Below are 23,603 nucleotides of genomic sequence, written 5' to 3'. Positions count from 1 at the left end.
GCCCTACCTTAAGGGAGAGGCGCGTTTAGGTCGAGATTAAATATTGGGTCGAGGTCAGGGCGCTTGCTCTTCATGGCAAAGAAGCCCCATGACCGTCAACGGTATTGGAGGAAGACGTTGTCACGCCCAAACTGGTCACGCAATGCTTGAATCAAGCCGTCTGCCGGGTCGATTCGCCAGGTCTCGCCAAACTGCAGCATGGCCTTTGCATCGCTGCCGGTGTACTCCATGGTCACTGGGCATGCACCACGATGACGCTTGAGCAAGTCCCCCAACCAGCGTAGTTGATCACCTTTAAGCGCTTCAGTCCGCACTTTCAGGCGCAGGCTTTCGGCAAGGTTGGTGCGCGCATCTTCCATGCTCATCACCCGCTTGATCCGCAGGCGCAGGCCACCGGAGAAGTCATCGTTGCTGACCTCCCCTTCCACCACCACCATGGCGTCGGTCTGCAACAGCGATTGGGCAGAGTGGAATGCGTCGGCAAACAAGGAAGCCTCGATTCGGCCAGAACGGTCGTCGAGGGTGATAAAGCCCATCTTGTCACCCTTTTTGTTCTTCATCACCCGCAGGGCGATGATCATCCCCGCGACGGTCTGGGTATCTCGCGCCGGCTTCAGGTCGATGATCCGCTGGCGGGCGAAACGGCGAATTTCCCCTTCGTACTCGTCAATCGGGTGACCAGTAAGGTACAGGCCCAGGGTGTCCTTCTCGCCCTTGAGGCGTTCCTTGAGGGTCAGGTCCTTGGCTTTGCGGTGATTGGCGTAGACATCGGCGTCTTCTTCGACGAACAGGCCGCCAAACAGGTCGGCATGGCCACTGTCGTGGGTGCGGGCGGTTTGTTCGGCGGCCTTGATCGCCTCTTCCATTGCGGTCAGCAAGACTGCACGGTTGCGGTCGATATTGGCCTGGTAAGCCTTCGGCTCGTCATGAAAGTAAGGACCGAGACGATCCAGCGCACCACTACGAATCAAACCGTCAAGGGTGCGCTTGTTGATCCGCTTGAGGTCGACCCGCGCGCAGAAGTCGAACAGGTCCTTGAACGGCCCATCCTGACGCGCTTCGGTAATCGCCTCCACCGGGCCTTCGCCCACACCCTTGATCGCGCCTAGGCCATAAATGATGCGGCCTTCGTCATTTACCGTGAACTTGAACTCGGAGGTGTTCACGTCCGGCGCATCGAGGCGCAGCTTCATGGTCCGCACTTCCTCGATCAAGGTCACGACCTTGTCGGTGTTGTGCATATCGGCAGACAGTACCGCCGCCATAAACGGCGCCGGATAGTGCGTTTTCAGCCAGGCGGTCTGGTACGAGACCAGGCCATAAGCCGCGGAGTGGGATTTGTTAAAGCCGTAACCGGCGAATTTTTCCACCAGGTCAAAGATGTTACCGGCCAGGTCAGCCTCAATGTTGTTGGCCGTGCAACCTTCAATGAACCCGCCGCGCTGCTTGGCCATTTCCTCGGGCTTTTTCTTACCCATGGCACGACGCAGCATGTCGGCGCCGCCGAGTGTGTAGCCGGCCATGACCTGGGCAATCTGCATCACCTGTTCCTGATACAGGATAATGCCGTAGGTTGGCGCCAATACTGGCTTGAGGCCTTCGTACTGGTAATCGGAGTGCGGGTAGGCGAGCTCGGCGCGACCGTGCTTACGGTTGATGAAGTCATCCACCATGCCTGATTGCAGCGGGCCCGGACGGAACAGGGCCACCAGTGCGATCAAGTCTTCCAGGCAGTCGGGCTTGAGCTTTTTGATCAGCTCCTTCATGCCGCGTGATTCCAGCTGGAACACCGCCGTGGTTTCGGCCTTTTGCAGCAACTGGTAGGTCGGTTTGTCGTCCAGCGGGATAAAGGCGATATCCAGCGGCGGCTCGTCGATCTTGGCGCGCTCGCGGTTGATGGTCTTCAGCGCCCAATCGATGATCGTCAGGGTCCGCAGGCCAAGGAAGTCGAACTTCACCAGGCCGGCCGCCTCCACGTCATCCTTGTCGAACTGGGTGACCAGGCCGCCGCCTTCTTCATCGCAATAGATCGGCGAAAAGTCGGTCAACTTGGTCGGCGCGATCACCACACCGCCGGCGTGCTTACCGACGTTACGCACCACACCTTCGAGCTTGCGGGCCATGTCCCAGATTTCCGCCGCTTCTTCATCGATCTTGATGAAGTCCCGCAGGATTTCTTCCTGCTCGTAGGCTTTTTCCAGGGTCATGCCGACTTCAAAAGGGATCATCTTCGACAGGCGGTCAGCCAGGCCGTAGGACTTGCCCTGCACCCGAGCCACGTCACGGATTACCGCTTTCGCCGCCATGGAACCGAAGGTGATGATCTGGCTTACGGCGTTGCGGCCATACTTTTCAGCCACGTACTCGATAACCCGGTCGCGACCGTCCATGCAGAAGTCGACGTCGAAGTCGGGCATCGATACCCGTTCCGGGTTCAGGAACCGTTCGAACAGCAGGTCATATTCCAGCGGGTCAAGGTCGGTGATCTTCTGCACATAGGCCACCAGCGACCCGGCACCCGACCCACGACCTGGGCCAACCGGGACGCCATTGCTTTTGGCCCACTGGATAAAGTCCATTACGATCAGGAAGTAACCGGGGAATCCCATCTGGATAATGATATCCAGCTCGAAATTCAGTCGATCGACATAGACCTGGCGCTTGGCCTCGTAGTCTTCGGTGGTGTCCCTGGGCATCAGAACGCTCAGTCGATCTTCCAGCCCGTCGAAAGAAACCTTGCGAAAATACTCGTCGATGGTCAGGCCATCGGGAATCGGGAAGTTGGGCAGGAAGTGCTTGCCCAGCTTCACTTCAATATTGCAGCGTTTGGCAATCTCGACGGAGTTTTCCAGCGCCTCGGGCAAGTCGCTGAACAACTCAGCCATTTCATCGGCGCTTTTGAGGTATTGCTCTTCGCTGTAGTTTTTCGAGCGACGCGGATCGTCCAGCGCCCGGCCTTCGCCGATGCAGACGCGGGTTTCGTGAGCCTCGTAGTCTTCTTTCTTGATAAAGCGCACGTCGTTGGTCGCTACCAGCGGCGCGCCGATTTTCTCGGCCAGGGCCACGGCGGCGTGCAACTGCTCTTCATCGTTGGGACGGTTGGTGCGCTGGATTTCCAGGTAGAAGCGATTGGGGAAAACCTCCATCCACTCACGGGCGAGGACTTCAGCCTCGTGAGGATTGCCGCCCAAGAGGGCGATGCCGATTTCACCCTCTTTGGCTGCCGAGAGCATGATCAGCCCTTCGCTGGCTTCGGCCACCCACTCACGCTCGATGATGATCGAGCCGTTGCGTTGCCCATCGATAAAGCCACGGGAAATCAGTTCGGTAAGGTTGCGATAACCGACGCCGTTCATCGCCAACAGGCTGATGCGGCTCAGGGGGTTATCCGGATCTTTGTTGGACAGCCACAGGTCGGCACCGCAGATCGGCTTGATGCCAGCACCCATGGCGGCCTTGTAGAACTTGACCAGGGAACACATGTTGTTCTGATCAGTAACCGCAACGGCCGGCATTTTCATGCCCACCAGGGTTTTGACCAGCGGTTTGATCCGTACCAGGCCGTCGACCAGGGAGTATTCAGTGTGCAGGCGTAGGTGAACGAATGAAGCCGGCATAGTGATCCTGTACAAAACGTGAAAACAACAAGGCCCGGAAATCCGGCATTTAAAGCTACTGCGCTTGGTACGCTTTAAAGGCCGGATTGTACCGGGCCTTGGCAAAAACATCAGCCTTGCTGCTAGATCTCGATAAGGCTTTCCCGCGCCTCATAAGCCTGGCGAACCGGGGCAAACGAGCGGCGGTGAATCGGGGTCGGACCCAGACGAGCCAAAGCTTCCAGATGAACGGGCGTCGGGTAGCCTTTGTGCCCGCCAATGCCGTAGCCGGGGTAGATCAATTCGAAAGCAGCCATTTCACGGTCGCGGCTGACCTTGGCCAGGATCGATGCAGCGGCAATTGCCGGGACCTTGCTATCGCCCTTGACCACGGCCTCAGCCGGCATCGACAGTTTCGGGCAGCGGTTGCCGTCGATCATCGCCAGTTTTGGCGCGATGTGCAGCCCTTCTACGGCGCGCTGCATGGCGAGCATCGTAGCGTGGAGGATGTTCAGTTCATCGATTTCTTCGACTTCGGCCCGGGCGATATGCCAGCTCAGGGCTTTCTCGCAAATCTCGTCGTAGAGTTTTTCACGACGGGCTTCGGTGAGTTTCTTCGAATCGTTGAGGCCGATAATCGGCCGGGTCGGGTCGAGAATCACCGCAGCCGTGACAACTGCACCACAGAGGGGGCCGCGACCGACCTCATCGACACCGGCAACCAATTCATGAGCTTCGGCGACCAGGCTGAAATCCAGGCCAATTTGCGTCTTCATAGGGCTTCCTGTGTGTGGCCGATCAAGGTCAGGACCGCATCAGCGGCCTGGTTTGACGCGTCACGGCGCAAGGTCCGGTGAATCTCGTCAAAACCACGGGTTTGCTCTTCACCGCCGTCAATCAAAGGGAGCAACGTCTGCGCCAAGGCTTCAGCCGTTGCATCGTCCTGCAACAACTCGGGCACCAGCAGACGCTGGGCCAGCAAGTTGGGCAAGGAGATATACGGGCTTTTGACCATGCGCTTGAGAATCCAATAGGTCAGCGGCGCCAGGCGATAAGCCACAACCATGGGGCGCTTGTAGAGCAAGGCCTCCAGGGTGGCGGTGCCGGAAGCGATCAACACGGCATCGCAAGCGGCCAAGGCCAGGTGCGAACCGCCGTCGAGCAGGCTCAACGGCAAGTTGCGCCCCACCAGCAATTCTTCAATTTGCGCACGACGCTGAGGGCTGGCGCACGGCAATACGAACCGCACACCCGGCTTCAAGGCTTGCAGACGTTCAGCTGCATCAAAAAACAGCGCACCAAGGCGGCCGACTTCACCGCCGCGGCTACCCGGCATCAAGGCCACCAGCGGCCCTTCCGGCAAGTCCAGTTCGGCGCGGGCGGCGGCACGGTCAGCGTGAAGCGGGATGGTGTCGGCCAGGGTATGACCGACGAAACGCACCGGCACACCCTTCTCTTCGTAGAACCTGGCCTCGAACGGCAGCAGGGTCAGCATCAGGTCGCAGCCTTCGCGAATCTTCAACACGCGCTTCTGCCGCCATGCCCACACAGACGGGCTGACGTAATGCACAGTCTTGATTCCGGCCTGACGCAACTTGAGTTCGATATTGAGGGTGAAGTCCGGAGCATCGATGCCAATAAAGACGTCGGGCTTTTCTTCGATCAGGGTCTGGATCAGCTTTTTACGGCGAGCCAGCAGCTCACGCAAACGTCCCAGCACCTCTACCAGCCCCATCACCGAAAGGCGTTCCATGGGGAAATAGGAGGTTAGCCCTTCGGCCTGCATCAGTGGGCCGCCGACACCCAGAAATTCAACCGCCGGGTGCTGGGCCTTGAGGGCCCGCATTAGACCTGCGCCGAGAATATCGCCGGAAGCTTCTCCGGCGACCAGCGCTATACGCAACTTGGCCATGATTAACGGGTGATGCCGCGAGTCGATGCCTGAATCGAATCACGGAACATCGCGACTTCCGGAAACAGCGATGCCGGTTCAACCAATTCGGCCAAGGCCTGATCAACCGTCAACCCCTGGCGGTAGACCACCTTGTAGGCGCGGCGCAGGGCATGGATAGCCTCTTCGCTGAAGCCACGACGACGCAAGCCCTCGAAGTTCATGCTGCGGGCCTCGGCAGGGTTGCCGAATACCGTGACAAATGCCGGAACATCCTTGCCGATGGCGGTACCCATGCCGGAAAAGCTGTGTGCACCGATATGGCAATACTGATGAACCAGGGTGAAGCCCGACAGGATCGCCCAGTCATCAACATGCACATGGCCGGCCAACGCGGTGTTGTTGACCAGGATACAGTGGTTGCCGATGACGCTGTCATGCCCAATATGCGCGTAAGCCATCACCAGGTTGTGATCACCCAAGGTGGTCTCGGCACGATCCTGGACAGTGCCACGGTGAATGGTCACGCCTTCACGGATGATGTTGTGATCACCGATTACCAGGCGGGTCTCTTCACCCTTGTACTTCATGTCAGGCGTGTCTTCGCCTATCGATGAAAACTGGTAAATGCGATTGTGTTTGCCAATCCGGGTCGGACCTTTGAGGATCACATGTGGCCCGATGACTGTCCCCTCGCCGATTTCCACACCTGCGCCGATGATCGACCAAGGGCCGACCTCGACGTCGGCGGCCAGGACGGCCGTCGGATCGATGATTGCGCGAGGGTCAATCAAACTCATAGTTTGCGTTCCGCACAGATGATTTCAGCAGAGCACACAGGCTTGCCGTCAACCGACGCCTGGCACTGGAATTTCCAGATTTGACGCTTGCAGCTCAGGAACGTGGCCTCAAGGATCAACTGGTCGCCCGGAGTGACTGGCTGGCGAAAACGCAGCTTGTCGGAACCCACGAAATAGTAAAGCGTGCCATCAGCAGGCTTCAGGTCGAGCATTTTGAAACCAAGGATACCAGCAGCCTGGGCCATCGCTTCAATGATCAATACACCCGGCATGATTGGATGCGCAGGGAAGTGACCGTTGAAAAAAGGCTCGTTGATGCTGACATTCTTGTAGGCACGAATGTACTTACGCTCAACATCCAGCTCCGCGACACGATCCACCAGCAGGAACGGGTAACGGTGAGGCAGGTATTCGCGAATCTCGTTGATGTCCATCATTTCGGGGGGAAGCCTGTAATAAAGATTGGGAGCGCGCGGACTAAGGCGCGCCCCTCTAGCAAATCAAGGAGGCAGTCTAGCGGCTGTGCACACTTGATATGGAAATGGTCTCAGCCATCTGATGAAGCATTACCGCCAGGGGTCACGTCCCCAACACGCTTTTCCAAATGTTTCAGGCGTCGAGCAATGTCGTCGAGCTGCCTCAATCGGGCCGCACTCTTGCGCCATTCGGCAGCAGGTTGCATGGCCGTACCGGAAGAATAGGACCCAGGCTCAGTAATCGAATGGGTCACCATGGTCATGCCGGTGATGAATACGTTGTCGCAGATTTCGATATGACCCACCAACCCGACGCCGCCAGCCAGCATGCAATGCTTGCCGATCTTGGTGCTGCCGGAAATCCCCACGCAGGCGGCCATGGCCGTATGATCGCCAATCTGCACGTTGTGAGCGATCTGAATCTGGTTGTCCAGCTTCACGCCGTTACCAATCACGGTATCGGCCAGAGCCCCGCGATCAATAGCGGTGTTGACGCCAATTTCTACGTCGTCGCCGATCAATACGCCGCCAACCTGAGCGATCTTCTGCCAAACGCCTTTTTCATTGGCGAAGCCGAAGCCCTCGCCGCCGATCACGGCGCCCGACTGAATCACCACACGCTGCCCAATACGCACATCGTGGTACAGGGTCACGCGCGGCGCGAGCCAGCCACCGGCACCAACTTCACTGCGGGCACCGATAAAGCACTGGGCCCCTACCGTCACACCGGCACCAATGCGGGCGCCACTCTCGATCACCGCAAAAGCGCCAATGCTCGCCGCAGGATCAACCTGGGCGTCATCAGCAATCACTGCCGAGGGATGAATACCGGCAGCAGCCTTGGGTTTTGGATCGAACAGGTGGGACACCCGTGCGTAAGACAGGTACGGGTCGGCAACAACGAGCGCGTCCCCGGCAAACCCTTCGGCATCAGCGGCCTTCAGCAACACGGCTGCGGCCTGGGTATCGCCCAGGTATTTACGGTATTGGGGGTTTGCCAGAAAGCTCAACTGAGCTGGGCCAGCCTCCTGCAAGGTGGCTAGCCCAGTGATTTCCTTCTCCGGGGAGCCATGTAAGGTGGCCCCCAGGAACTCGGCCAGCTGGCCAAGTTTTATAGTCGCGGTCATGGGTTACTTCAGCTGGTTCATGCGCTCGATCACCTGACGGGTGATGTCGTACTGAGGTTTGACATCAATCACGGCGCCACGCTCGAAGACCAGGTCAAAGGCACCCTTCTTGATGACTTCTTCCACGGCGCTGTCGAGTTTTGGCTTGAGTTGCTTGAGCATTTCACGGTCAGCAACAGCCTTGGCTTCGTTCAGCTCCTTGGATTGGAACTGATAGTCACGGGCCTTTTGCTTGAATTCAAGCTCCAGACGCTCGCGCTCACCTTGCTGCATTTTGTCGCCACCGGCGACCAGACGATCCTGAATACCCTTGGCGCTGCTTTCCAGAGTCTTGAGCTTGGTCAGTTGCGGACCGAATTTCTTCTCGGCATCCACGGCGTATTTCTTGGCCGCATCGGATTCCAGCAGGGCCATCTGATAGTTCAGGACAGCGATTTTCATTTCGGCAAAGGCCGGGGTTGCTACCAGGACAGTCGCCAGGAGAACCAATTGAGTCAACTTACGCACGATGCACTCCTACAGAATCCGTTGTCGTTATCTTAGGTCAGACGCTTAGAACGTCTGGCCGAGGGAGAATTGGAAAATCTGGGTTTCAGCGTTATCCGGTTTCTTGATCGGCATGGCCAGAGCAAAGCTCAATGGGCCTAGGGCCGTAATCCAGGTCACGCCAACACCCACAGAGCTTGCCAGGTTGCTGAGACTGACGTCGTTGCACTGAGTCTGGGACTTCACACCGCTCGGGTTGGTGATCTGATCACACTTGGAATCGAACACGTTACCCACATCCCAGAAGACCGAGGTTCGCAGGGAGCGTTGATCCTTGACGAACGGCAGAGGAAACAGGATCTCCGCGCCACCTTGAATCAACACGTTACCACCGAATGGCAGTGGGTCGTTGTCCGAGTCCGGATCGGTACCGCGGTTACCGGTTACACCCACACCACGGCTCGGGGTACCACGAGGGCCCAGGGTGCTGTCCTTGAAGCCACGTACCGAGTTGAAACCACCCGCGTAGTAGTTCTCGTAGAACGGCAGGCCATTGGTCGAACCGTAACCGTCACCGTAGCCCAGTTCAGTGTGCAGGCGCATGGTGTAGTTGTCGCTCAGCGGCGTGAACAACTGGCCGCGGTAATCAAGCTTGAAGAACGACAGGTCGCTGCCTGGAGTAGTGCTTTCCAGTGTCAGGCTCTGGGAGTGACCGCGTGTCGCCAGCACCCCTTTGTTCAGGGTCGATTCCGACCAGCCAGCCGAGGCCTTGAAGTTGAGGAACTTGTCACCCTCGGTACGCACGAAGTCAAAGATCTCATCCACGGTGTAGACACCGGTCTTGATCTCATCCTGTTGCGCGGTAAAGCCAAAGGTCAGGCGCGAGGTCTCGCTGATCGGATAACCGATGTTGACGCCAGCACCCAGGCTGTCGATTGCATAGCTTGCAACGTCGACGTCAAGGTCTTTGTAGTCGGTGGTGCGATAGAAAGCGTTGTAGCCCAGGCTCACGCCGTCAGCTGTCCAGTAGGGGTCGACATAACCGAAGTTATAGCGGCTCTGGTATTCGCTTCGGGTCAGGCCGATGCTGACCTTGTTACCGGTACCCAGGAAGTTGTTCTGGGTGATGGAGCCACCAAGGATCAGGCCGGCACTTTGTGCGAAGCCAACGCTGGCGGTGATCGAACCGGACGCTTGCTCTTCTACTGCATAGTTCACGTCAACCTGGTCATCCACGCCTGGCACGGCCGGGGTTTCGACATTGACTTCCTTGAAGAAGCCCAGGCGTTCAAGACGGGTCTTGGACTGGTCGATCAAGTAGGTCGAAGCCCAACCACCTTCCATCTGGCGCATTTCACGACGCAGCACTTCGTCCTCGGACTTGGTGTTGCCACGGAAGTTGATGCGGTTTACATAGGCACGCTTGCCAGGATCGACGACAAAGGTGATGTCCACTGTGTGGTCATCATCGTGCGGGGTGGGCACGCCATTGACGTTGGCGAAGGTGTAGCCCTCGTTACCCAGGCGGCGGGTGATCAGTTCGGACGTGGTGGTCATCAGCTTGCGCGAGAACACCTGGTCCTTCTGCACCAGCAACAGGGACTTGACCTGGTCTTCAGGCACTTTCAAGTCGCCGCTGAGCTTCACGTCACGAACGCGATACTTCTCGCCTTCGTTGACGTTGACGGTGATGTAGACGTGCTTCTTGTCCGGGGTGATGGACACCTGCGTCGAAGCGATATCCATGTTGATATAGCCACGGTCCAGGTAATAGGAACGCAGACGCTCCAAGTCACCGGAAAGCTTTTCACGGGCGTACTTGTCATCGTTCTTGAAAAACGACAGCCAGTTGGTGGTCTTGAGCTCGAACAGGCCGATCAGGTCCTCGTCAGCGAACTTGGTGTTACCCACCACGTTGATGTGCTGGATGGCCGCCACGGTACCTTCGTTGATGTTGACCTTGAGGCCTACACGATTACGCGGCTGCGGCACCACCTCGGTTTCCACCGAGGCGGAATAACGACCCTGGGCAACATATTGACGTTGCAGCTCGTTACGTACGCCTTCGAGGGTGGCACGCTGGAAGATCTCGCCTTCGGCAAGGCCCGATTGCTTGAGACCTTTCATCAAGTCTTCAGTGGAGATCGCCTTGTTGCCTTCGATCTCGATACTGGCGACGGACGGTCGCTCGACGACAGTGATGACCAGGACGTTGCCTTCGCGCCCCAATTGGATGTCTTGAAAGAAACCGGTTTTGAACAGCGCACGAGTGGATTCCACCAGGCGACGATCATCAGCCTGTTCCCCGACGTTCAACGGCAAGGCGCCAAAGACGCTACCCGCGGAAACCCGCTGGAGGCCGTTGACGCGAATATCGGAGATGGTGAAGGACTCGGCGTGAACTTCGGCGATCATCAATACGGTGAGAACCGCAGTTAGCAGCAGACGTTTCATGAAGTCCTTTCTTATTCCAACTGGCAATAAACAAACTGCCGCAAAATGCGGCAGATTCGCAATTCAGCGAAGCGTTACAGTCGTCCCAGATCGTTGACCAAGGCTAACAACATCACCCCGACCACCAAACTGATACCGATCTGTATCCCCCAACCCTGCACCCGATCCGACAAGGGGCGACCACGCACCCACTCGACCAGATAAAACAACAGATGCCCCCCATCCAATACTGGAATGGGCAACAAATTCAGAACCCCGAGGCTAATACTCAGATAAGCCAGGAAATTCAGGAAATCAGCCATGCCCGACTGGGCAGAAGCGCCCGCCACTTTAGCAATGGTTATCGGTCCACTCAAGTTTTTTACCGAGAGCTCGCCGAACAACATTTTCTTGAGGGAATCGAGGGTCAACACACTCATGGTCCAAGTGCGTCGCGCGCCCTCGCCAATTGCGGCCAACGGCCCGAAACTTATCTCACGCACCATCGAAGGTGGCCACTCGACACCTTTCACCCCGGCGCCCAGATAACCCCCGGCCGCCTTGGCTTCCCCGCGCACCGCCAGGGTGACAGGGACGTCGATTTGAGCACCGTCGCGCTCAACTTTCAGCACAATTTTGGTATCAGGGCGTACACGCACCAGATCGACCACTTGCTGCCAGTCACCCAGTGCCTGGCCATCAAGGGCCAACAGGCGGTCGCCGGTTTTCAGCCCTGCAGCTTGCGCAGGGCCCTTGGGGTCCAGCTCTGCCAGCACCGGTGGCAAGGAGGGCCGCCATGGACGAATCCCCAGAGACTTGATCGGATCAGGCTCGTCGGCGCCCTTGAGCCAGTTGTCGAGGGCCAGTTCCCGCGGCGTTTCGGCCGTGGAATCCTGCTCGCGCACCACCAGCTTCACGGTGCCGCTTTCACCCAGGCGGCGCACCAACTGCAAATTGACCGCGCCCCAACCGGTGGTAGGCTCGCCATCAATGGCAACAATTTCCTGGCCTGCGATCAGCCCGGCCTTGGCCGCGATACTGCCCGCCTCCACCGCCCCGATAACCGGACGCACCTGCTGGCTGCCCAACATCGCCAGCACCCAGAAGAACACCATGGCCAGCAAAAAGTTGGCGATAGGCCCCGCAGCAACGATGGCAATGCGCTGACGAACGGTCTTGCGATTGAAGGATTGGTCCAACTGATCAGCGGGCACTTCGCCTTCGCGCTCGTCGAGCATCTTGACGTACCCGCCCAAGGGAATGGCGGCAATCACAAACTCGGTGCCTTGACGGTCATGCCAGCGCAGCAACGGCACCCCGAAACCGACGGAAAAACGCAGAACCTTGACGCCACAACGACGCGCCACCCAGAAGTGGCCGAATTCGTGGAAGGTGACCAGCACACCCAGAGCAACCAGGGTGCCGACAATCATGTAGAGCGCACTCATCTAATTTCTCCGCATTCCAATCCAGTGCCTACAGGCTCAAGCGCGCCCAAAAAGGTTAACGCGCATTGCGGCTCAACCATTGTTCGGTCAGGGCCCGGGCCTTTGTATCAGCCTCGAAGACTGCGCCCAAGTCATCAACGGCGACCACAGGTTCAAGGCTCAGAACGTCCTCGATGATACTCGCGATCTCCGGGAAACGGATGCGTCGTTCGAGAAACGCCGCCACAGCCACTTCATTGGCCGCATTGAGCATCGCTGGCGCGCTGTTACCTGCCTCGGCAGCTTGACGCGCCAGACGCAGGCACGGGAAGCGCTGCTCGTCGGGGGCCTGGAAATCCAGCCGGGCGATGGCAAACAGGTCCAGAGGAGCAACACCCGAATCAATGCGCTCGGGCCAGGCCAAGGCGTTGGCGATCGGCGTACGCATGTCCGGATTACCCAATTGGGCCAACACCGAGCCATCCACGTAGTCGACCAGGGAATGAATCACGCTTTGCGGGTGAATCACCACCTCGACCTGATCCGGCCGCGCATCGAACAACCAGCATGCCTCAATCAGTTCGAGACCTTTGTTCATCATGCTGGCCGAATCCACCGAGATCTTGCGGCCCATCGACCAGTTGGGATGGGCACAGGCTTGTTCAGGGGAGACATGCTCCAGCTCAGCCAGCGGCGTCTGCCGGAACGGGCCGCCGGACGCGGTCAGCAAAATACGGCGTACACCCACCTGGCTCAGGCCACGGGCGAAATCACCGGGCATACACTGGAAAATAGCATTGTGCTCGCTGTCCAGCGGTAGCAGTACGGCGCCGCTCTTGCGCACCGCCTGCATAAAGAGTGCGCCGGACATCACCAGCGCTTCCTTGTTGGCCAGCAGAATCTTCTTGCCAGCGTCAACGGCGGCCAGGGTTGGACGCAGGCCCGCCGCACCGACAATGGCAGCGACAACGGTATCGACATCAGGATCGGCGGATACCTGACACAACCCCTCCTCCCCCACCAGCACTTGAGTCGATAGCCCCGCCGCCCGCAGATCATCCTGCAAACCACGCGCAGCCGCCGCCTCAGGCACTACCGCAAATTGCGGCACGTGACGAACACACAGCGCCAACAACTCGCTCAAGCGGCTAAAGCCAGTCAGGGCGAAGACTTGATAACGCTCCGGATGACGGGCAATCACATCCAGCGTGCTCAACCCTACCGAGCCGGTGGCTCCCAGCACGGTAATCTGCTGCAGACGGCTCACGAGGCTATCATCCACAACAGCACGGCAAAGATCGGCAAAGCTGCTGTCAGGCTGTCGATGCGGTCCAGCACGCCGCCGTGACCCGGAAGCAGATTGCTGCTGTCCTTGACCCCAGCCTGGCGCTTGAACATGCTTTCGGTCAGATCTCCGACCACCGAGATCAGCACGACCACCGCAGCACCCACCAGGGCCAGGAGTATTTCCTTGACGGTCCAGCCACGCACAACACCAACGACAGCAGTAATCACCAGCGTCAGTAACAAACCACCGTATACACCTTCCCAGCTCTTGCCAGGACTTACCGCCGGCGCCAGCTTGCGCTTGCCGAAGGCCCGGCCGGAAAAGTAAGCGCCAATATCAGCACCCCAGACCAGCACCATCACCGCCATGATCAGCCAGTTGCCCAAGGGCATATGCTTGATATAGACCAGGCCTTGCCAGGCCGGCAGCAGAATCAACAGACCTATCACCAGCTTGCAGGCGACACTGGACCAATGGCCGCTGGTTCGCGGGTAAGTCAGCACCAGGAAGGTCGCCAGCGTCCACCACAGCACCGCAGCGCCAAGCACCCAAGGCGCCATATCTGGCAGGATGTACATCAGAAACAACATCAGCGCCACGACGACGGCGTACACCACACGATGCAGCTGCGCGGTGAAACCGGCCAGGCGCGCCCATTCCCAGGAACCCAAGGTCACAACCAGGCCGATGAACAGCGCAAAGCCGGCACCTTCGAGCAGGAAAAACCCGCACAAGGCAATCGGCAGCAGGATCAGTGCCGTGATGATTCGTTGTTTAAGCATTAAACCCGGGCTCCAGCTTCGATCTGCTCGCTCGTTTTACCGAAGCGACGCTGACGGGAAGCGAAATCGGCCAGCGCATTGCGCATGGCATCGTGTTTGAAGTCCGGCCAGAACAGGTCGGAGAAGTACAGCTCGGTATAGGCCAACTGCCACAACAGGAAGTTGCTGATGCGGTGTTCGCCACCGGTACGGATACACAAGTCCGGCAACGGCAGATCACCAGTTACCAGGCAGGTTTGCAACAGTTCAGGCGTGATGTCTTCGGGTCGCAGATGACCAGCCTGCACTTCGCGCGCCAGACGCTGCGCGGCTTGGGCGATATCCCACTGGCCACCATAGTTGGCTGCGATTTGCAGTACGAACCGATTACTACCGGCGGTAATCGCCTCGGCTTCGCGCATGGCCGCCTGCAACTCCGGACGGAAGCGCGAGCGATCACCGATGATGCGCAGGCTGATGTTGTTGTCGTTCAGGCGCTTGGCCTCACGACGCAGGGCCTTGAAGAACAGGTCCATCAAGGCACTGACCTCCTCGGCCGGGCGCTGCCAGTTTTCACTGGAGAAGGCAAACAAGGTCAGCACCTCGACCTTGGCCTCTGCGCACACTTCGATCACAGCCCGTACCGCATCGACACCCGCCTTATGCCCGGCGACACCCGGCATAAAGCGTTTTTTCGCCCAGCGATTATTCCCGTCCATGATGATCGCGACATGGCGCGGCACCACGGCGGGCACAGTCTGCTTGGTGTTTTCCATGAAAACGTCCTGACCCTTATACAGCCATCAAGTCCGCTTCTTTTTGCTTGGTGGCCGCGTCGATATCAGACTCAGCCTTATCGGTCAGCTTCTGGATATCCGCAGCAGCACGGCGCTCTTCGTCTTCGCTGATTTCCTTGTCCTTAACCAGCTTTTTCAGGTCACCCAAGGCATCGCGACGAATGTTGCGCACGGCAACACGAGCATCTTCCGCAGCACTACGCGCCTGTTTGGTAAAACCCTTACGGGTTTCTTCGGTCAGGGCAGGCATGGAGATCAACAACAACTCGCCCAGGTTGGTCGGATTGAGGTTCAGACCAGCACTCTGGATTGCCTTGTCGACTGCCCCGAGCATATTGCGCTCAAAGGCCACGACTTGCAGGGTGCGCGAGTCTTTTACGGTGATGTTGGCCACTTGGGTGATGGAAGTGTCTGCGCCGTAGTACGGCACCATCACGCTGCCCAGGATGCTCGGGTGCGCCTTGCCGGTACGAATCTGGCCAAATGCATGGGCCAGAGACTCTAGGGATTTGTGCATACGCTCTTGAGCGTCTTTCTTGATTTCGTTGATCATTGTTGAGCCTCCTCGATCAGAGTCCCTTCTGCGCCGCCGTGTACGATGTTCAGCAGGGCGCCGGGCTTGTTCATGTTAAATACGCGCAGCGGCATCTTGTGGTCGCGACACAGGCAAATAGCTGTCAGATCCATCACACCCAACTTGCGATCCAGCACTTCATCATAAGTCAGATGATCGAACTTCTCGGCATGCGGGTCTTTGAACGGGTCAGCAGTGTAAACGCCATCAACCTTGGTCGCCTTAAGAACCACGTCCGCATTGATTTCAATGCCGCGCAAGCAGGCTGCAGAGTCGGTGGTGAAGAAGGGATTGCCGGTACCGGCAGCAAAAATCACCACTTCCTTGGCATCCAGGTGACGCATGGCTTTGCGGCGGTCATAGTGATCGGTTACACCAACCATGGAAATAGCAGACATCACGATCGCCGTAATGTTGGCCCGTTCCAGAGCATCGCGCATGGCCAAGGCATTCATCACAGTGGCCAGCATGCCCATGTGGTCGCCGGTTACCCGATCCATGCCAGCAGCGCTGAGTGCCGCACCGCGGAACAGGTTGCCGCCGCCTATCACCAGGCCGACCTGGACACCGATACCGACCAGCTGGCCGACTTCCAGCGCCATGCGGTCGAGTACCTTGGGATCGATCCCGAACTCTTCCGAGCCCATCAGGGCCTCGCCGCTAAGCTTGAGTAGAATGCGTTTATAGCGAGCCTGATAACCACTGCCCTGCTGAGCCATTGCGAATCTCTCCTGCGGCGTATTTTTAAAAATTCTTGGCAAGCCGTTTACGGCCTGCGTTCACTCTAGCTGGACGCTGTCACAGCGCCATCGGAACACGGCTTTGTAAGCCAGTTCCGCAGGGAAACCAAATAAAATCGGTCACCCCATTTGAAAAGAGGCTGCGCGCGTAAGCGGGCAGCCTCCTTTTGGGCGACAGTTGAAAACTGTCTTACTTCTTGCTGGCAGCCAGCTGGGCAGCAACTTCTTCAGCGAAGTTGTCGACCGGCTTCTCGATGCCGTCGCCTACTTTGTAGTAGGTGAAGGAAACGATTTCAGCGCCGCCTTTCTTGGCCAGTTCACCGATCTTGATTTCAGGGTTCTTGACGAACGCCTGCTCAACCAGGCTAGCTTCGGCGAGGAACTTGCTGATACGACCAGCAACCATTTTCTCGACGATTTCAGCAGGCTTGCCTTTGATCTTGTCTTCGTTGAGGCTCATGAACACGGCTTTTTCGCGTTCGATGGCTTCAGCGGAAACTTGCGACGGCAGCAGGAACTCAGGGTTGCTGGCAGCTACGTGCATCGCAATGTCTTTGGCCAGCTCAACGTTGCCGCCGTTCAGAGCCACAACTACGCCGATCTTGTTGCCGTGCAGGTAAGCACCCACAACGTCACCTTCGATACGGGCCAGACGACGGATATTGACGTTTTCGCCTACTTTAGCAATCAGTGCTTCACGCGCCAGCTCTTGAGCGGCGATCAGTGGAGCAGCGTCAGTCAGTTTGTCAGCGAAGGCTTTTTCAACGCTGGCAGCGACGAAGCTCTTGAAGTCGTCTTGCAGGGCCAGGAAGTCGGTCTGCGAGTTGACTTCAATGATAACGGCAGCCTTGCCGTCTTCCTTGATAGCGATCGCGCCTTCAGCAGCAATGTTGCCTGCTTTCTTGGCGGCCTTGATGGCGCCCGAAGCACGCATGTCATCAATGGCTTTTTCGATGTCGCCGTCAGCCTTGGTCAAGGCCTTCTTGCAATCCATCATGCCTTCGCCAGTACGCTCACGCAGTTCTTTGACCAACGCTGCAGTAATCTCTGCCATTTTCAAAATCCTCTTGGATAGGTCTTCAACCATTCCACCCGATCGAACGGGCGATCAATTCTTCCCGAACCCCACCCTTGTAGGCCGCTGCACGTTACAAGCGCAATAGATGCGCTGCCACAAGTGGGCGCCGACAAATGGTTTTCGAGGTGGCAAAAAGGGGGCCAAGCCCCCTTTTTGCTTACTGAGTCAACGCCAAGGCGTCAGTTACTCAGCAGCAGCTACCGGAGCTTCTTCAACAAACTGCTCGGCACCGCCAGCAACGTGGTTGCGGCCACGGATAACAGCGTCAGCCATCGAACCCATGTACAGCTGGATAGCGCGGATTGCGTCATCGTTGCCTGGGATGATGTAGTCAACGCCGTCCGGGCTGCTGTTGGTATCGACTACGCCGATAACCGGGATACCCAGCTTGTTGGCTTCGGTGATCGCGATACGCTCGTGATCAACGTCGATAACGAACAGTGCGTCAGGCAGACCGCCCATGTCCTTGATACCACCCAGGGAACGATCGAGCTTCTGAAGATCGCGAGTGCGCATCAGCGCCTCTTTCTTGGTCAGCTTGGTGAAAGTCCCGTCTTCGGCTTGCACTTCAAGGTCACGCAGACGCTTGATGGAAGCACGGATGGTTTTGAAGTTGGTCAGCATGCCGCCCAACCAGCGGTGATCGACGTACGGCGAACCGCAACGTGCTGCTTCTTCAGCAACGATCTTGCCAGCGGAACGCTTGGTGCCGACGAACAGAATCTTGTTTTTGCCCTGGGCCAGGCGCTCTACGAAAGTCAGAGCTTCGTTGAACATTGGCAGGGTTTTTTCAAGGTTGATGATGTGAATCTTGTTACGTGCACCGAAAATGTATTTACCCATTTTCGGGTTCCAGTAACGGGTTTGGTGACCGAAGTGGACACCGGCCTTCAGCATATCGCGCATGTTGACTTGGGACATGATAGTTCCTTAGTAAGTCGGGTTTGGCCTCCACGTATCCCAATGACCAACCAGCGGCTTTAAGCCTCCGGCACCCAGGTCATCGTGTCGACACGTGTGTGGATTTAAGCTTTGCGGGGTATCCCCGGAAAGCGGCGCATTTTATACCACACAGAGGAAAAAAACGAAACCCGCAATCACATTTGCCGCCAGTCACTTTTGCGCAAGCCTTTGAATAGAGCCAGAATGCCCACACCTAATAGATAGAAGCGATGCCCATACGTTCATGGTTTGCACCCCGCGTCTGGTAGAATCACGTTTTTTAGGCTTGTGCGAATGCTGCAACCTTTTGTCGCACGCCTGTAAACCGTATTGATTTCAGCGCTATGCGCTAGAGAGAGCCTGTATGACCGTCACCCTCAAAACCGCCGAAGATATTGCTGGAATGCGCGTTGCCGGAAAACTGGCTGCCGACGTACTGGAAATGATTGCCGAACACGTCAAGCCCGGCGTCACCACCGAAGCACTGGACCGCATCTGCCACGACTATATTGTCGACGTGCAGAAAGCCATCCCTGCTCCGCTGAACTACAAGGGTTTCCCCAAGTCGATCTGCACCTCGATCAACCACGTGGTCTGCCACGGGATCCCGGGCGACAAACCGTTGAAAGACGGCGACACCCTGAACATCGACGTCACCGTGATCAAGGACGGCTACCACGGTGACACCAGCCGCATGTTCCACGTCGGCACTGTTCCCGTATGGGCCGAACGCCTGTCGCAGATCACCCAGGAATGCATGTACAAAGCCATCGAGATCGTCAAGCCCGGCTGCCGCCTGGGGGACATCGGTGAAGTGATCCAGAAGCACGCGGAAAAGAACGGTTTCTCGGTGGTTCGCGAATTCTGCGGCCATGGCATCGGCAAGGTGTTCCACGAAGAGCCGCAAATCCTGCACTACGGCCGCGCGGGCACCGGCATGGAACTCAAAGCAGGCATGACCTTCACCATCGAACCGATGATCAACCAGGGCAAGGCCGACACCAAGGTGCTGGGCGACGGCTGGACCGCCATCACCAAGGACCGCAAGCTTTCGGCCCAGTGGGAGCACACCCTATTGGTCACCGAAACCGGCTACGAGATCTTCACCCTGCGCGCCGACGACACGATCCCCCGCGTTTCGGCCTGAGGCTTGCACCGGTTTTTCGCACACAGCTGTTGTGACTTATAGATAGAAAGGAAAGCCGATCAATGCCCCAGGTGGATCCCGAACTCTTCGATCGTGGCCAGTTCCAGGCTGAACTGGCCCTGAAGGCAAGCCCCATCGCCGCCTTCAAGAAGGCCATCCGCCAGGCCCGGGATGTGCTCGATGAGCGCTTTCGCAGTGGTCGGGATATCCGGCGGCTGATCGAAGACCGCGCCTGGTTCGTCGACAATATCCTGCAAAAGGCCTGGGAACAGTTCACCTGGAGCGAAGACGCCGACATCGCCCTGGTGGCGGTCGGCGGCTACGGTCGCGGCGAACTGCACCCCTACTCCGACATCGACCTGCTGATCCTGCTGGACAGCGCCGACCACGAGATTTTCCGCGACTCCATCGAGCGTTTTCTGACGTTGTTGTGGGACATCGGCCTGGAAGTCGGACAAAGCGTGCGCTCGGTGGATGAATGCGCTCAGGAAGCCCGCGCCGACCTCACTGTGGTCACTAACCTGATGGAAAGCCGCACCATCAGCGGCCCCGAGCGCCTGCGCATACGCATGCTGGAAGTTACCAGCACCGAGCGCATGTGGCCGAGCAAGGACTTCTTCCTGGCCAAGCGTGCCGAGCAGAAAGCCCGTCATCACAAGTACAACGACACCGAATACAACCTGGAACCCAACGTCAAAGGCTCCCCTGGCGGCCTGCGGGATATCCAGACCATTTTGTGGGTAGCTCGTCGCCAGTACGGCACCCTGAACCTGCGCGCACTGGCCGGCGAAGGCTTCTTGGTAGAGAGCGAAAACGCTCTATTGGCCTCGTCCCAGGATTTCCTGTGGAAGGTGCGCTACGCCCTGCACATGCTCGCGGGGCGCTCCGAAGACCGCCTGCTGTTCGATCACCAGCGCGCCATCGCCACCCTACTGGGCTTTGAAGGCGAAGACGCCAAGACCAGTATCGAAAGCTTCATGCAGCAGTACTACCGGGTGGTCATGAGCATTGCCCAGCTCAGCGACCTGATCATTCAGCACTTCGAAGAAGTGATCCTCGCTCCGGAAGACGAAGCGCCGCCACAACCCATCAACTCCCGCTTCCAACTGCATGATGGTTACATCGAGGCCCGCAACGACAACGTGTTCAACCGCACGCCATTCGCCATGCTGGAAATCTTCGTACTGATGGCCCAGCAGCCGGAAATCAAAGGCGTACGCGCCGATACCATTCGTCTATTGCGGGAAAATCGTCACCTGATCGACGATAATTTCCGCAATGACATCCGCAACACCAGCCTGTTTATCGAACTGTTCAAGTGCAAATTCGGCATCCACCGCAACCTGCGCCGGATGAACCGCTACGGCATTCTCGGGCGCTACCTACCGGAGTTCGGCTTTATCGTCGGGCAAATGCAGCACGACCTGTTCCACATCTATACGGTCGATGCCCACACCCTGAACCTGATCAAGCACCTGCGTAAGTTGCAGTACACCCAGGTATCAGAGAAGTTCCCGCTGGCCAGCAAGCTTATGGTCAAGCTACCCAAGCCGGAACTGATCTACCTCGCCGGCCTGTACCACGACATCGGCAAGGGCCGTCACGGCGATCACTCGGAAATCGGCGCGGTGGACGCCAAGGCATTCTGCCAGCGCCACCAACTGCCGCTGTGGGATAGCAGCCTGATTGTCTGGCTGGTGCAAAACCACCTGGTGATGTCCACCACCGCCCAGCGCAAGGACCTGTCCGACCCGCAGGTGATCCATGACTTCGCCCAGGCCGTCGGTGACGAAACCTATCTCGATTACCTGTACGTGCTGACCGTCTCCGACATCAACGCCACCAACCCGACGCTGTGGAATTCCTGGCGCGCCAGCCTGTTGCGCCAGCTCTACACCGAGACCAAGCGCGCCCTGCGTCGCGGCCTGGAGAACCCGGTGGACCGCGAAGAACAGATCCGGCGCACCCAAAGTGCCGCCCTGGACATCCTGGTGCGCGGCGGCAACGACCCAGACGATGTCGAGCAACTCTGGTCGCAACTGGGTGACGACTACTTCCTGCGCCACACTGCTGGCGACGTGGCCTGGCACAGCGACGCGATCCTGCAGCAGCCGGCCGATGTCGGCCCGCTGGTGCTGATCAAGGAAACCACCCAGCGCGAGTTCGAAGGCGGCACGCAAATCTTCATCTATGCACCGGACCAGCATGACTTCTTCGCCGTGACCGTGGCGGCGATGGACCAGCTCAACCTGAATATTCACGACGCTCGGGTCATCACCTCCAGCAGCCAGTTCACCCTCGACACCTACATCGTGCTCGACAACGAGGGTGAGTCCATCGGCGACAACCCGGCGCGGGTAAAAAAGATCCGCGAAGGCCTCACCGAAGCACTGCGCAACCCTGACGACTACCCGACCATCATCCAGCGTCGGGTGCCGCGCCAACTCAAACACTTCGCCTTTGCACCCCAGGTGACCATCCACAACGACGCCCAGCGCCCAGTGACGGTACTGGAACTCAGCGCCCCGGACCGCCCGGGCCTGCTCGCGCGGATCGGCACGATTTTCCTGGAGTTCGACCTGTCGTTGCAAAACGCCAAGATTGCAACCCTGGGCGAACGAGTGGAAGACGTGTTTTTTATTACCGATGCTGACAATCAGCCTCTTTCCGACCCTGAACTTTGCCGTCGCTTGCAGGATGCAATCGTCGAGCAGTTAAGCGTGAGCCAGGAACCAGGGGTTGAGTTGTCGCGATTGAGTATTTGACTGACGGGGGCTATCTCACTGCCTCCTCTTATCCAGCTTTCACCGCCTTGCACGAGATCCACCGATGAACAACGCCCTGAACCAGTTGCAGCCCTATCCGTTCGAGAAATTGCGCGCCCTGCTGGGGAGCGTCACACCGAACCCGGACAAACGCCCGATCGCCCTGTCCATCGGCGAGCCCAAGCACAAATCCCCGACGTTCGTCGCCGAGGCCCTGGCCAACAACCTCGATCAGATGGCGGTGTACCCGAGTACCCTGGGCATTGCGGCGTTACGCGAAGCCATTGGCGCCTGGTGCGAACGCCGCTTCAGCGTACCCAAGGGCTGGCTGGACCCGGCGCGCAACATCCTACCCGTCAACGGTACCCGTGAAGCGCTGTTCGCCTTCACCCAGACCGTGGTCAACCGGGGCGACGACGCGCTAGTGGTCAGCCCGAACCCGTTCTACCAAATCTACGAAGGTGCAGCGTTTCTCGCCGGGGCCAAGCCACATTACCTGCCGTGCCTGGTCGAAAACGGCTTCAACCCTGATTTCGATGCGGTCTCGGCCGACGTCTGGAAACGCTGCCAGATTTTGTTCCTATGCTCGCCAGGCAATCCGACCGGCGCCTTGATTCCGGTCGACACCCTGAAAAAACTGATCGCCCTGGCCGACGAATACGACTTCGTGATCGCCGCCGACGAGTGCTACAGCGAGCTGTACTTCGACGAACAAACCCCGCCTCCGGGCCTGCTCAGTGCCTGCGTCGAACTGGGCCGCCAGGATTTCAAACGCTGCGTGGTGTTCCACAGCCTGTCCAAACGTTCCAACCTGCCAGGCTTGCGCTCAGGTTTTGTCGCCGGTGACGCCGAAATCCTCAAGGCCTTCCTGCTGTACCGCACCTACCACGGCTGCGCGATGCCGGTACAAACCCAGCTGGCGAGCATTGCCGCCTGGCAGGATGAGGCCCATGTGCAAGCCAACCGCGACCTGTACCGGGAAAAATTCGCCGCTGTGCTGGCTATTCTCAAGCCGGTGCTGGACGTGCAAAACCCGGATGGCAGTTTCTACCTGTGGCCGAGTGTCGAAGGCGATGATGCGGCCTTCTGCCGGGATTTGTTCGTGGAAGAACATGTGACCGTGGTGCCAGGTTCTTACCTGTCCCGGGAAGTCGACGGTTTCAACCCCGGCGCCGGGCGCGTGCGCATGGCGCTGGTTGCGCCACTGGCCGAGTGCGTGGAAGCGGCGGAGCGGATTCGCGACTTTATCCAGCGTCGTCGGTAAGACTCGATATC

At 58.2% G+C, this 23,603-nt stretch carries 19 protein-coding genes; 3 read left to right on the top strand and 16 right to left on the bottom strand.

Annotated features, from left to right (window positions below; genetic code table 11):
- Positions 1-95: 95 nt before the first annotated feature.
- The 16 genes from dnaE to rpsB all read right to left on the bottom strand — a co-directional run bounded on the left by dnaE (position 96) and on the right by rpsB (position 18,395).
- Positions 96-3,617: a DNA polymerase III subunit alpha gene (gene dnaE / locus ACZRKZ_RS01865; protein WP_463968226.1), complete on the bottom strand. Its 3,522-nt coding sequence runs from the start codon at positions 3,615-3,617 to the stop codon at positions 96-98.
- A 122-nt stretch (positions 3,618-3,739) separates the two neighbouring features.
- Positions 3,740-4,372, bottom strand: a complete 633-nt coding sequence (rnhB, locus tag ACZRKZ_RS01860) for a ribonuclease HII (RefSeq protein ID WP_463968225.1) — start codon at positions 4,370-4,372, stop codon at positions 3,740-3,742.
- Entirely contained in the window at positions 4,369-5,508 is a 1,140-nt protein-coding gene (gene lpxB / locus ACZRKZ_RS01855) for a lipid-A-disaccharide synthase (protein ID WP_463968224.1), read from the bottom strand. The genes rnhB and lpxB overlap by 4 nt, the downstream gene beginning before the upstream one ends.
- A 2-nt stretch (positions 5,509-5,510) precedes the next feature.
- Complete coding sequence (gene lpxA, locus ACZRKZ_RS01850; RefSeq protein ID WP_463968223.1) at positions 5,511-6,287, bottom strand: acyl-ACP--UDP-N-acetylglucosamine O-acyltransferase; 777 nt, start codon at positions 6,285-6,287, stop codon at positions 5,511-5,513.
- The gene (gene fabZ, locus ACZRKZ_RS01845; RefSeq protein WP_133099411.1) at positions 6,284-6,724 is read right to left on the bottom strand and encodes a 3-hydroxyacyl-ACP dehydratase FabZ; all 441 of its coding nucleotides are present in this window, start codon (positions 6,722-6,724) and stop codon (positions 6,284-6,286) included. Before fabZ ends, lpxA begins: the two co-directional genes overlap by 4 nt.
- Before the next feature lie 110 nt (positions 6,725-6,834).
- Positions 6,835-7,890 (bottom strand): UDP-3-O-(3-hydroxymyristoyl)glucosamine N-acyltransferase, encoded by a 1,056-nt coding sequence (gene lpxD / locus ACZRKZ_RS01840; protein ID WP_463980548.1) that lies wholly within the window; start codon positions 7,888-7,890, stop codon positions 6,835-6,837.
- 3 nt (positions 7,891-7,893) lie between these two features.
- Entirely contained in the window at positions 7,894-8,397 is a 504-nt protein-coding gene (locus ACZRKZ_RS01835) for an OmpH/Skp family outer membrane protein (protein ID WP_003219314.1), read from the bottom strand.
- A 45-nt stretch (positions 8,398-8,442) separates the two neighbouring features.
- The gene (gene bamA / locus ACZRKZ_RS01830; RefSeq protein ID WP_463968221.1) at positions 8,443-10,830 is read right to left on the bottom strand and encodes an outer membrane protein assembly factor BamA; all 2,388 of its coding nucleotides are present in this window, start codon (positions 10,828-10,830) and stop codon (positions 8,443-8,445) included.
- Positions 10,831-10,904: 74 nt separating this feature from the next.
- Positions 10,905-12,257: a sigma E protease regulator RseP gene (gene rseP / locus ACZRKZ_RS01825; protein ID WP_463980547.1), complete on the bottom strand. Its 1,353-nt coding sequence runs from the start codon at positions 12,255-12,257 to the stop codon at positions 10,905-10,907.
- 55 nt (positions 12,258-12,312) lie between these two features.
- On the bottom strand, positions 12,313-13,503 hold the full coding sequence (gene ispC / locus ACZRKZ_RS01820) for a 1-deoxy-D-xylulose-5-phosphate reductoisomerase (RefSeq protein ID WP_463980546.1): 1,191 nt from the start codon (positions 13,501-13,503) through the stop codon (positions 12,313-12,315).
- Entirely contained in the window at positions 13,500-14,306 is an 807-nt protein-coding gene (locus tag ACZRKZ_RS01815) for a phosphatidate cytidylyltransferase (RefSeq protein WP_463968218.1), read from the bottom strand. Before ACZRKZ_RS01815 ends, ispC begins: the two co-directional genes overlap by 4 nt.
- Complete coding sequence (gene uppS, locus ACZRKZ_RS01810; protein ID WP_463980545.1) at positions 14,306-15,061, bottom strand: polyprenyl diphosphate synthase; 756 nt, start codon at positions 15,059-15,061, stop codon at positions 14,306-14,308. Before uppS ends, ACZRKZ_RS01815 begins: the two co-directional genes overlap by 1 nt.
- Positions 15,062-15,077: 16 nt before the next feature.
- Positions 15,078-15,635, bottom strand: coding sequence for a ribosome recycling factor (gene frr / locus ACZRKZ_RS01805; RefSeq protein WP_133099418.1), 558 nt, complete (start codon positions 15,633-15,635; stop codon positions 15,078-15,080).
- On the bottom strand, positions 15,632-16,375 hold the full coding sequence (pyrH, locus tag ACZRKZ_RS01800) for a UMP kinase (RefSeq protein WP_133099419.1): 744 nt from the start codon (positions 16,373-16,375) through the stop codon (positions 15,632-15,634). The genes frr and pyrH overlap by 4 nt, the downstream gene beginning before the upstream one ends.
- 211 nt (positions 16,376-16,586) lie before the next feature.
- Complete coding sequence (tsf, locus tag ACZRKZ_RS01795) at positions 16,587-17,450, bottom strand: translation elongation factor Ts (protein ID WP_463968215.1); 864 nt, start codon at positions 17,448-17,450, stop codon at positions 16,587-16,589.
- A gap of 207 nt (positions 17,451-17,657) precedes the next feature.
- Positions 17,658-18,395, bottom strand: a complete 738-nt coding sequence (gene rpsB, locus ACZRKZ_RS01790; RefSeq protein WP_149412994.1) for a 30S ribosomal protein S2 — start codon at positions 18,393-18,395, stop codon at positions 17,658-17,660.
- Positions 18,396-18,780: 385 nt separating this feature from the next.
- Between rpsB and map the strand changes: the two genes are divergently transcribed.
- From map to dapC, 3 genes are all read left to right on the top strand, one after another.
- Entirely contained in the window at positions 18,781-19,563 is a 783-nt protein-coding gene (gene map / locus ACZRKZ_RS01785; RefSeq protein WP_133099422.1) for a type I methionyl aminopeptidase, read from the top strand.
- 62 nt (positions 19,564-19,625) lie between these two features.
- A complete protein-coding gene (locus tag ACZRKZ_RS01780; RefSeq protein WP_463980544.1) occupies positions 19,626-22,328 on the top strand; it encodes a [protein-PII] uridylyltransferase in 2,703 nt (900 codons plus the stop codon).
- A 64-nt stretch (positions 22,329-22,392) separates the two neighbouring features.
- Positions 22,393-23,592 (top strand): succinyldiaminopimelate transaminase, encoded by a 1,200-nt coding sequence (gene dapC / locus ACZRKZ_RS01775; protein ID WP_463980543.1) that lies wholly within the window; start codon positions 22,393-22,395, stop codon positions 23,590-23,592.
- The last annotated feature ends 11 nt before the right edge of the window (positions 23,593-23,603 follow it).

This window comes from Pseudomonas sp. c313 (assembly GCF_055407145.1).
This window is presented reverse-complemented; position numbering and strand designations above follow the sequence as displayed.

Bases quoted from the DNA above. Each gene is read 5' to 3' on its own strand.
- rpsB (WP_149412994.1), bottom strand. From the start codon at position 18,395: ATGTCCCAAGTCAACATGCGCGATATGCTGAAGGCCGGTGTCCACTTC.
- ACZRKZ_RS01780 (WP_463980544.1), top strand. From the start codon at position 19,626: ATGCCCCAGGTGGATCCCGAACTCTTCGATCGTGGCCAGTTCCAGGCT.
- bamA (WP_463968221.1), bottom strand. From the start codon at position 10,830: ATGAAACGTCTGCTGCTAACTGCGGTTCTCACCGTATTGATGATCGCC.
- uppS (WP_463980545.1), bottom strand. From the start codon at position 15,061: ATGGAAAACACCAAGCAGACTGTGCCCGCCGTGGTGCCGCGCCATGTC.
- rseP (WP_463980547.1), bottom strand. From the start codon at position 12,257: ATGAGTGCGCTCTACATGATTGTCGGCACCCTGGTTGCTCTGGGTGTG.
- tsf (WP_463968215.1), bottom strand. From the start codon at position 17,450: ATGGCAGAGATTACTGCAGCGTTGGTCAAAGAACTGCGTGAGCGTACT.
- fabZ (WP_133099411.1), bottom strand. From the start codon at position 6,724: ATGATGGACATCAACGAGATTCGCGAATACCTGCCTCACCGTTACCCG.
- dnaE (WP_463968226.1), bottom strand. From the start codon at position 3,617: ATGCCGGCTTCATTCGTTCACCTACGCCTGCACACTGAATACTCCCTG.
- ACZRKZ_RS01815 (WP_463968218.1), bottom strand. From the start codon at position 14,306: ATGCTTAAACAACGAATCATCACGGCACTGATCCTGCTGCCGATTGCC.
- map (WP_133099422.1), top strand. From the start codon at position 18,781: ATGACCGTCACCCTCAAAACCGCCGAAGATATTGCTGGAATGCGCGTT.
- lpxA (WP_463968223.1), bottom strand. From the start codon at position 6,287: ATGAGTTTGATTGACCCTCGCGCAATCATCGATCCGACGGCCGTCCTG.
- rnhB (WP_463968225.1), bottom strand. From the start codon at position 4,372: ATGAAGACGCAAATTGGCCTGGATTTCAGCCTGGTCGCCGAAGCTCAT.
- frr (WP_133099418.1), bottom strand. From the start codon at position 15,635: ATGATCAACGAAATCAAGAAAGACGCTCAAGAGCGTATGCACAAATCC.
- lpxB (WP_463968224.1), bottom strand. From the start codon at position 5,508: ATGGCCAAGTTGCGTATAGCGCTGGTCGCCGGAGAAGCTTCCGGCGAT.
- dapC (WP_463980543.1), top strand. From the start codon at position 22,393: ATGAACAACGCCCTGAACCAGTTGCAGCCCTATCCGTTCGAGAAATTG.
- lpxD (WP_463980548.1), bottom strand. From the start codon at position 7,890: ATGACCGCGACTATAAAACTTGGCCAGCTGGCCGAGTTCCTGGGGGCC.
- pyrH (WP_133099419.1), bottom strand. From the start codon at position 16,375: ATGGCTCAGCAGGGCAGTGGTTATCAGGCTCGCTATAAACGCATTCTA.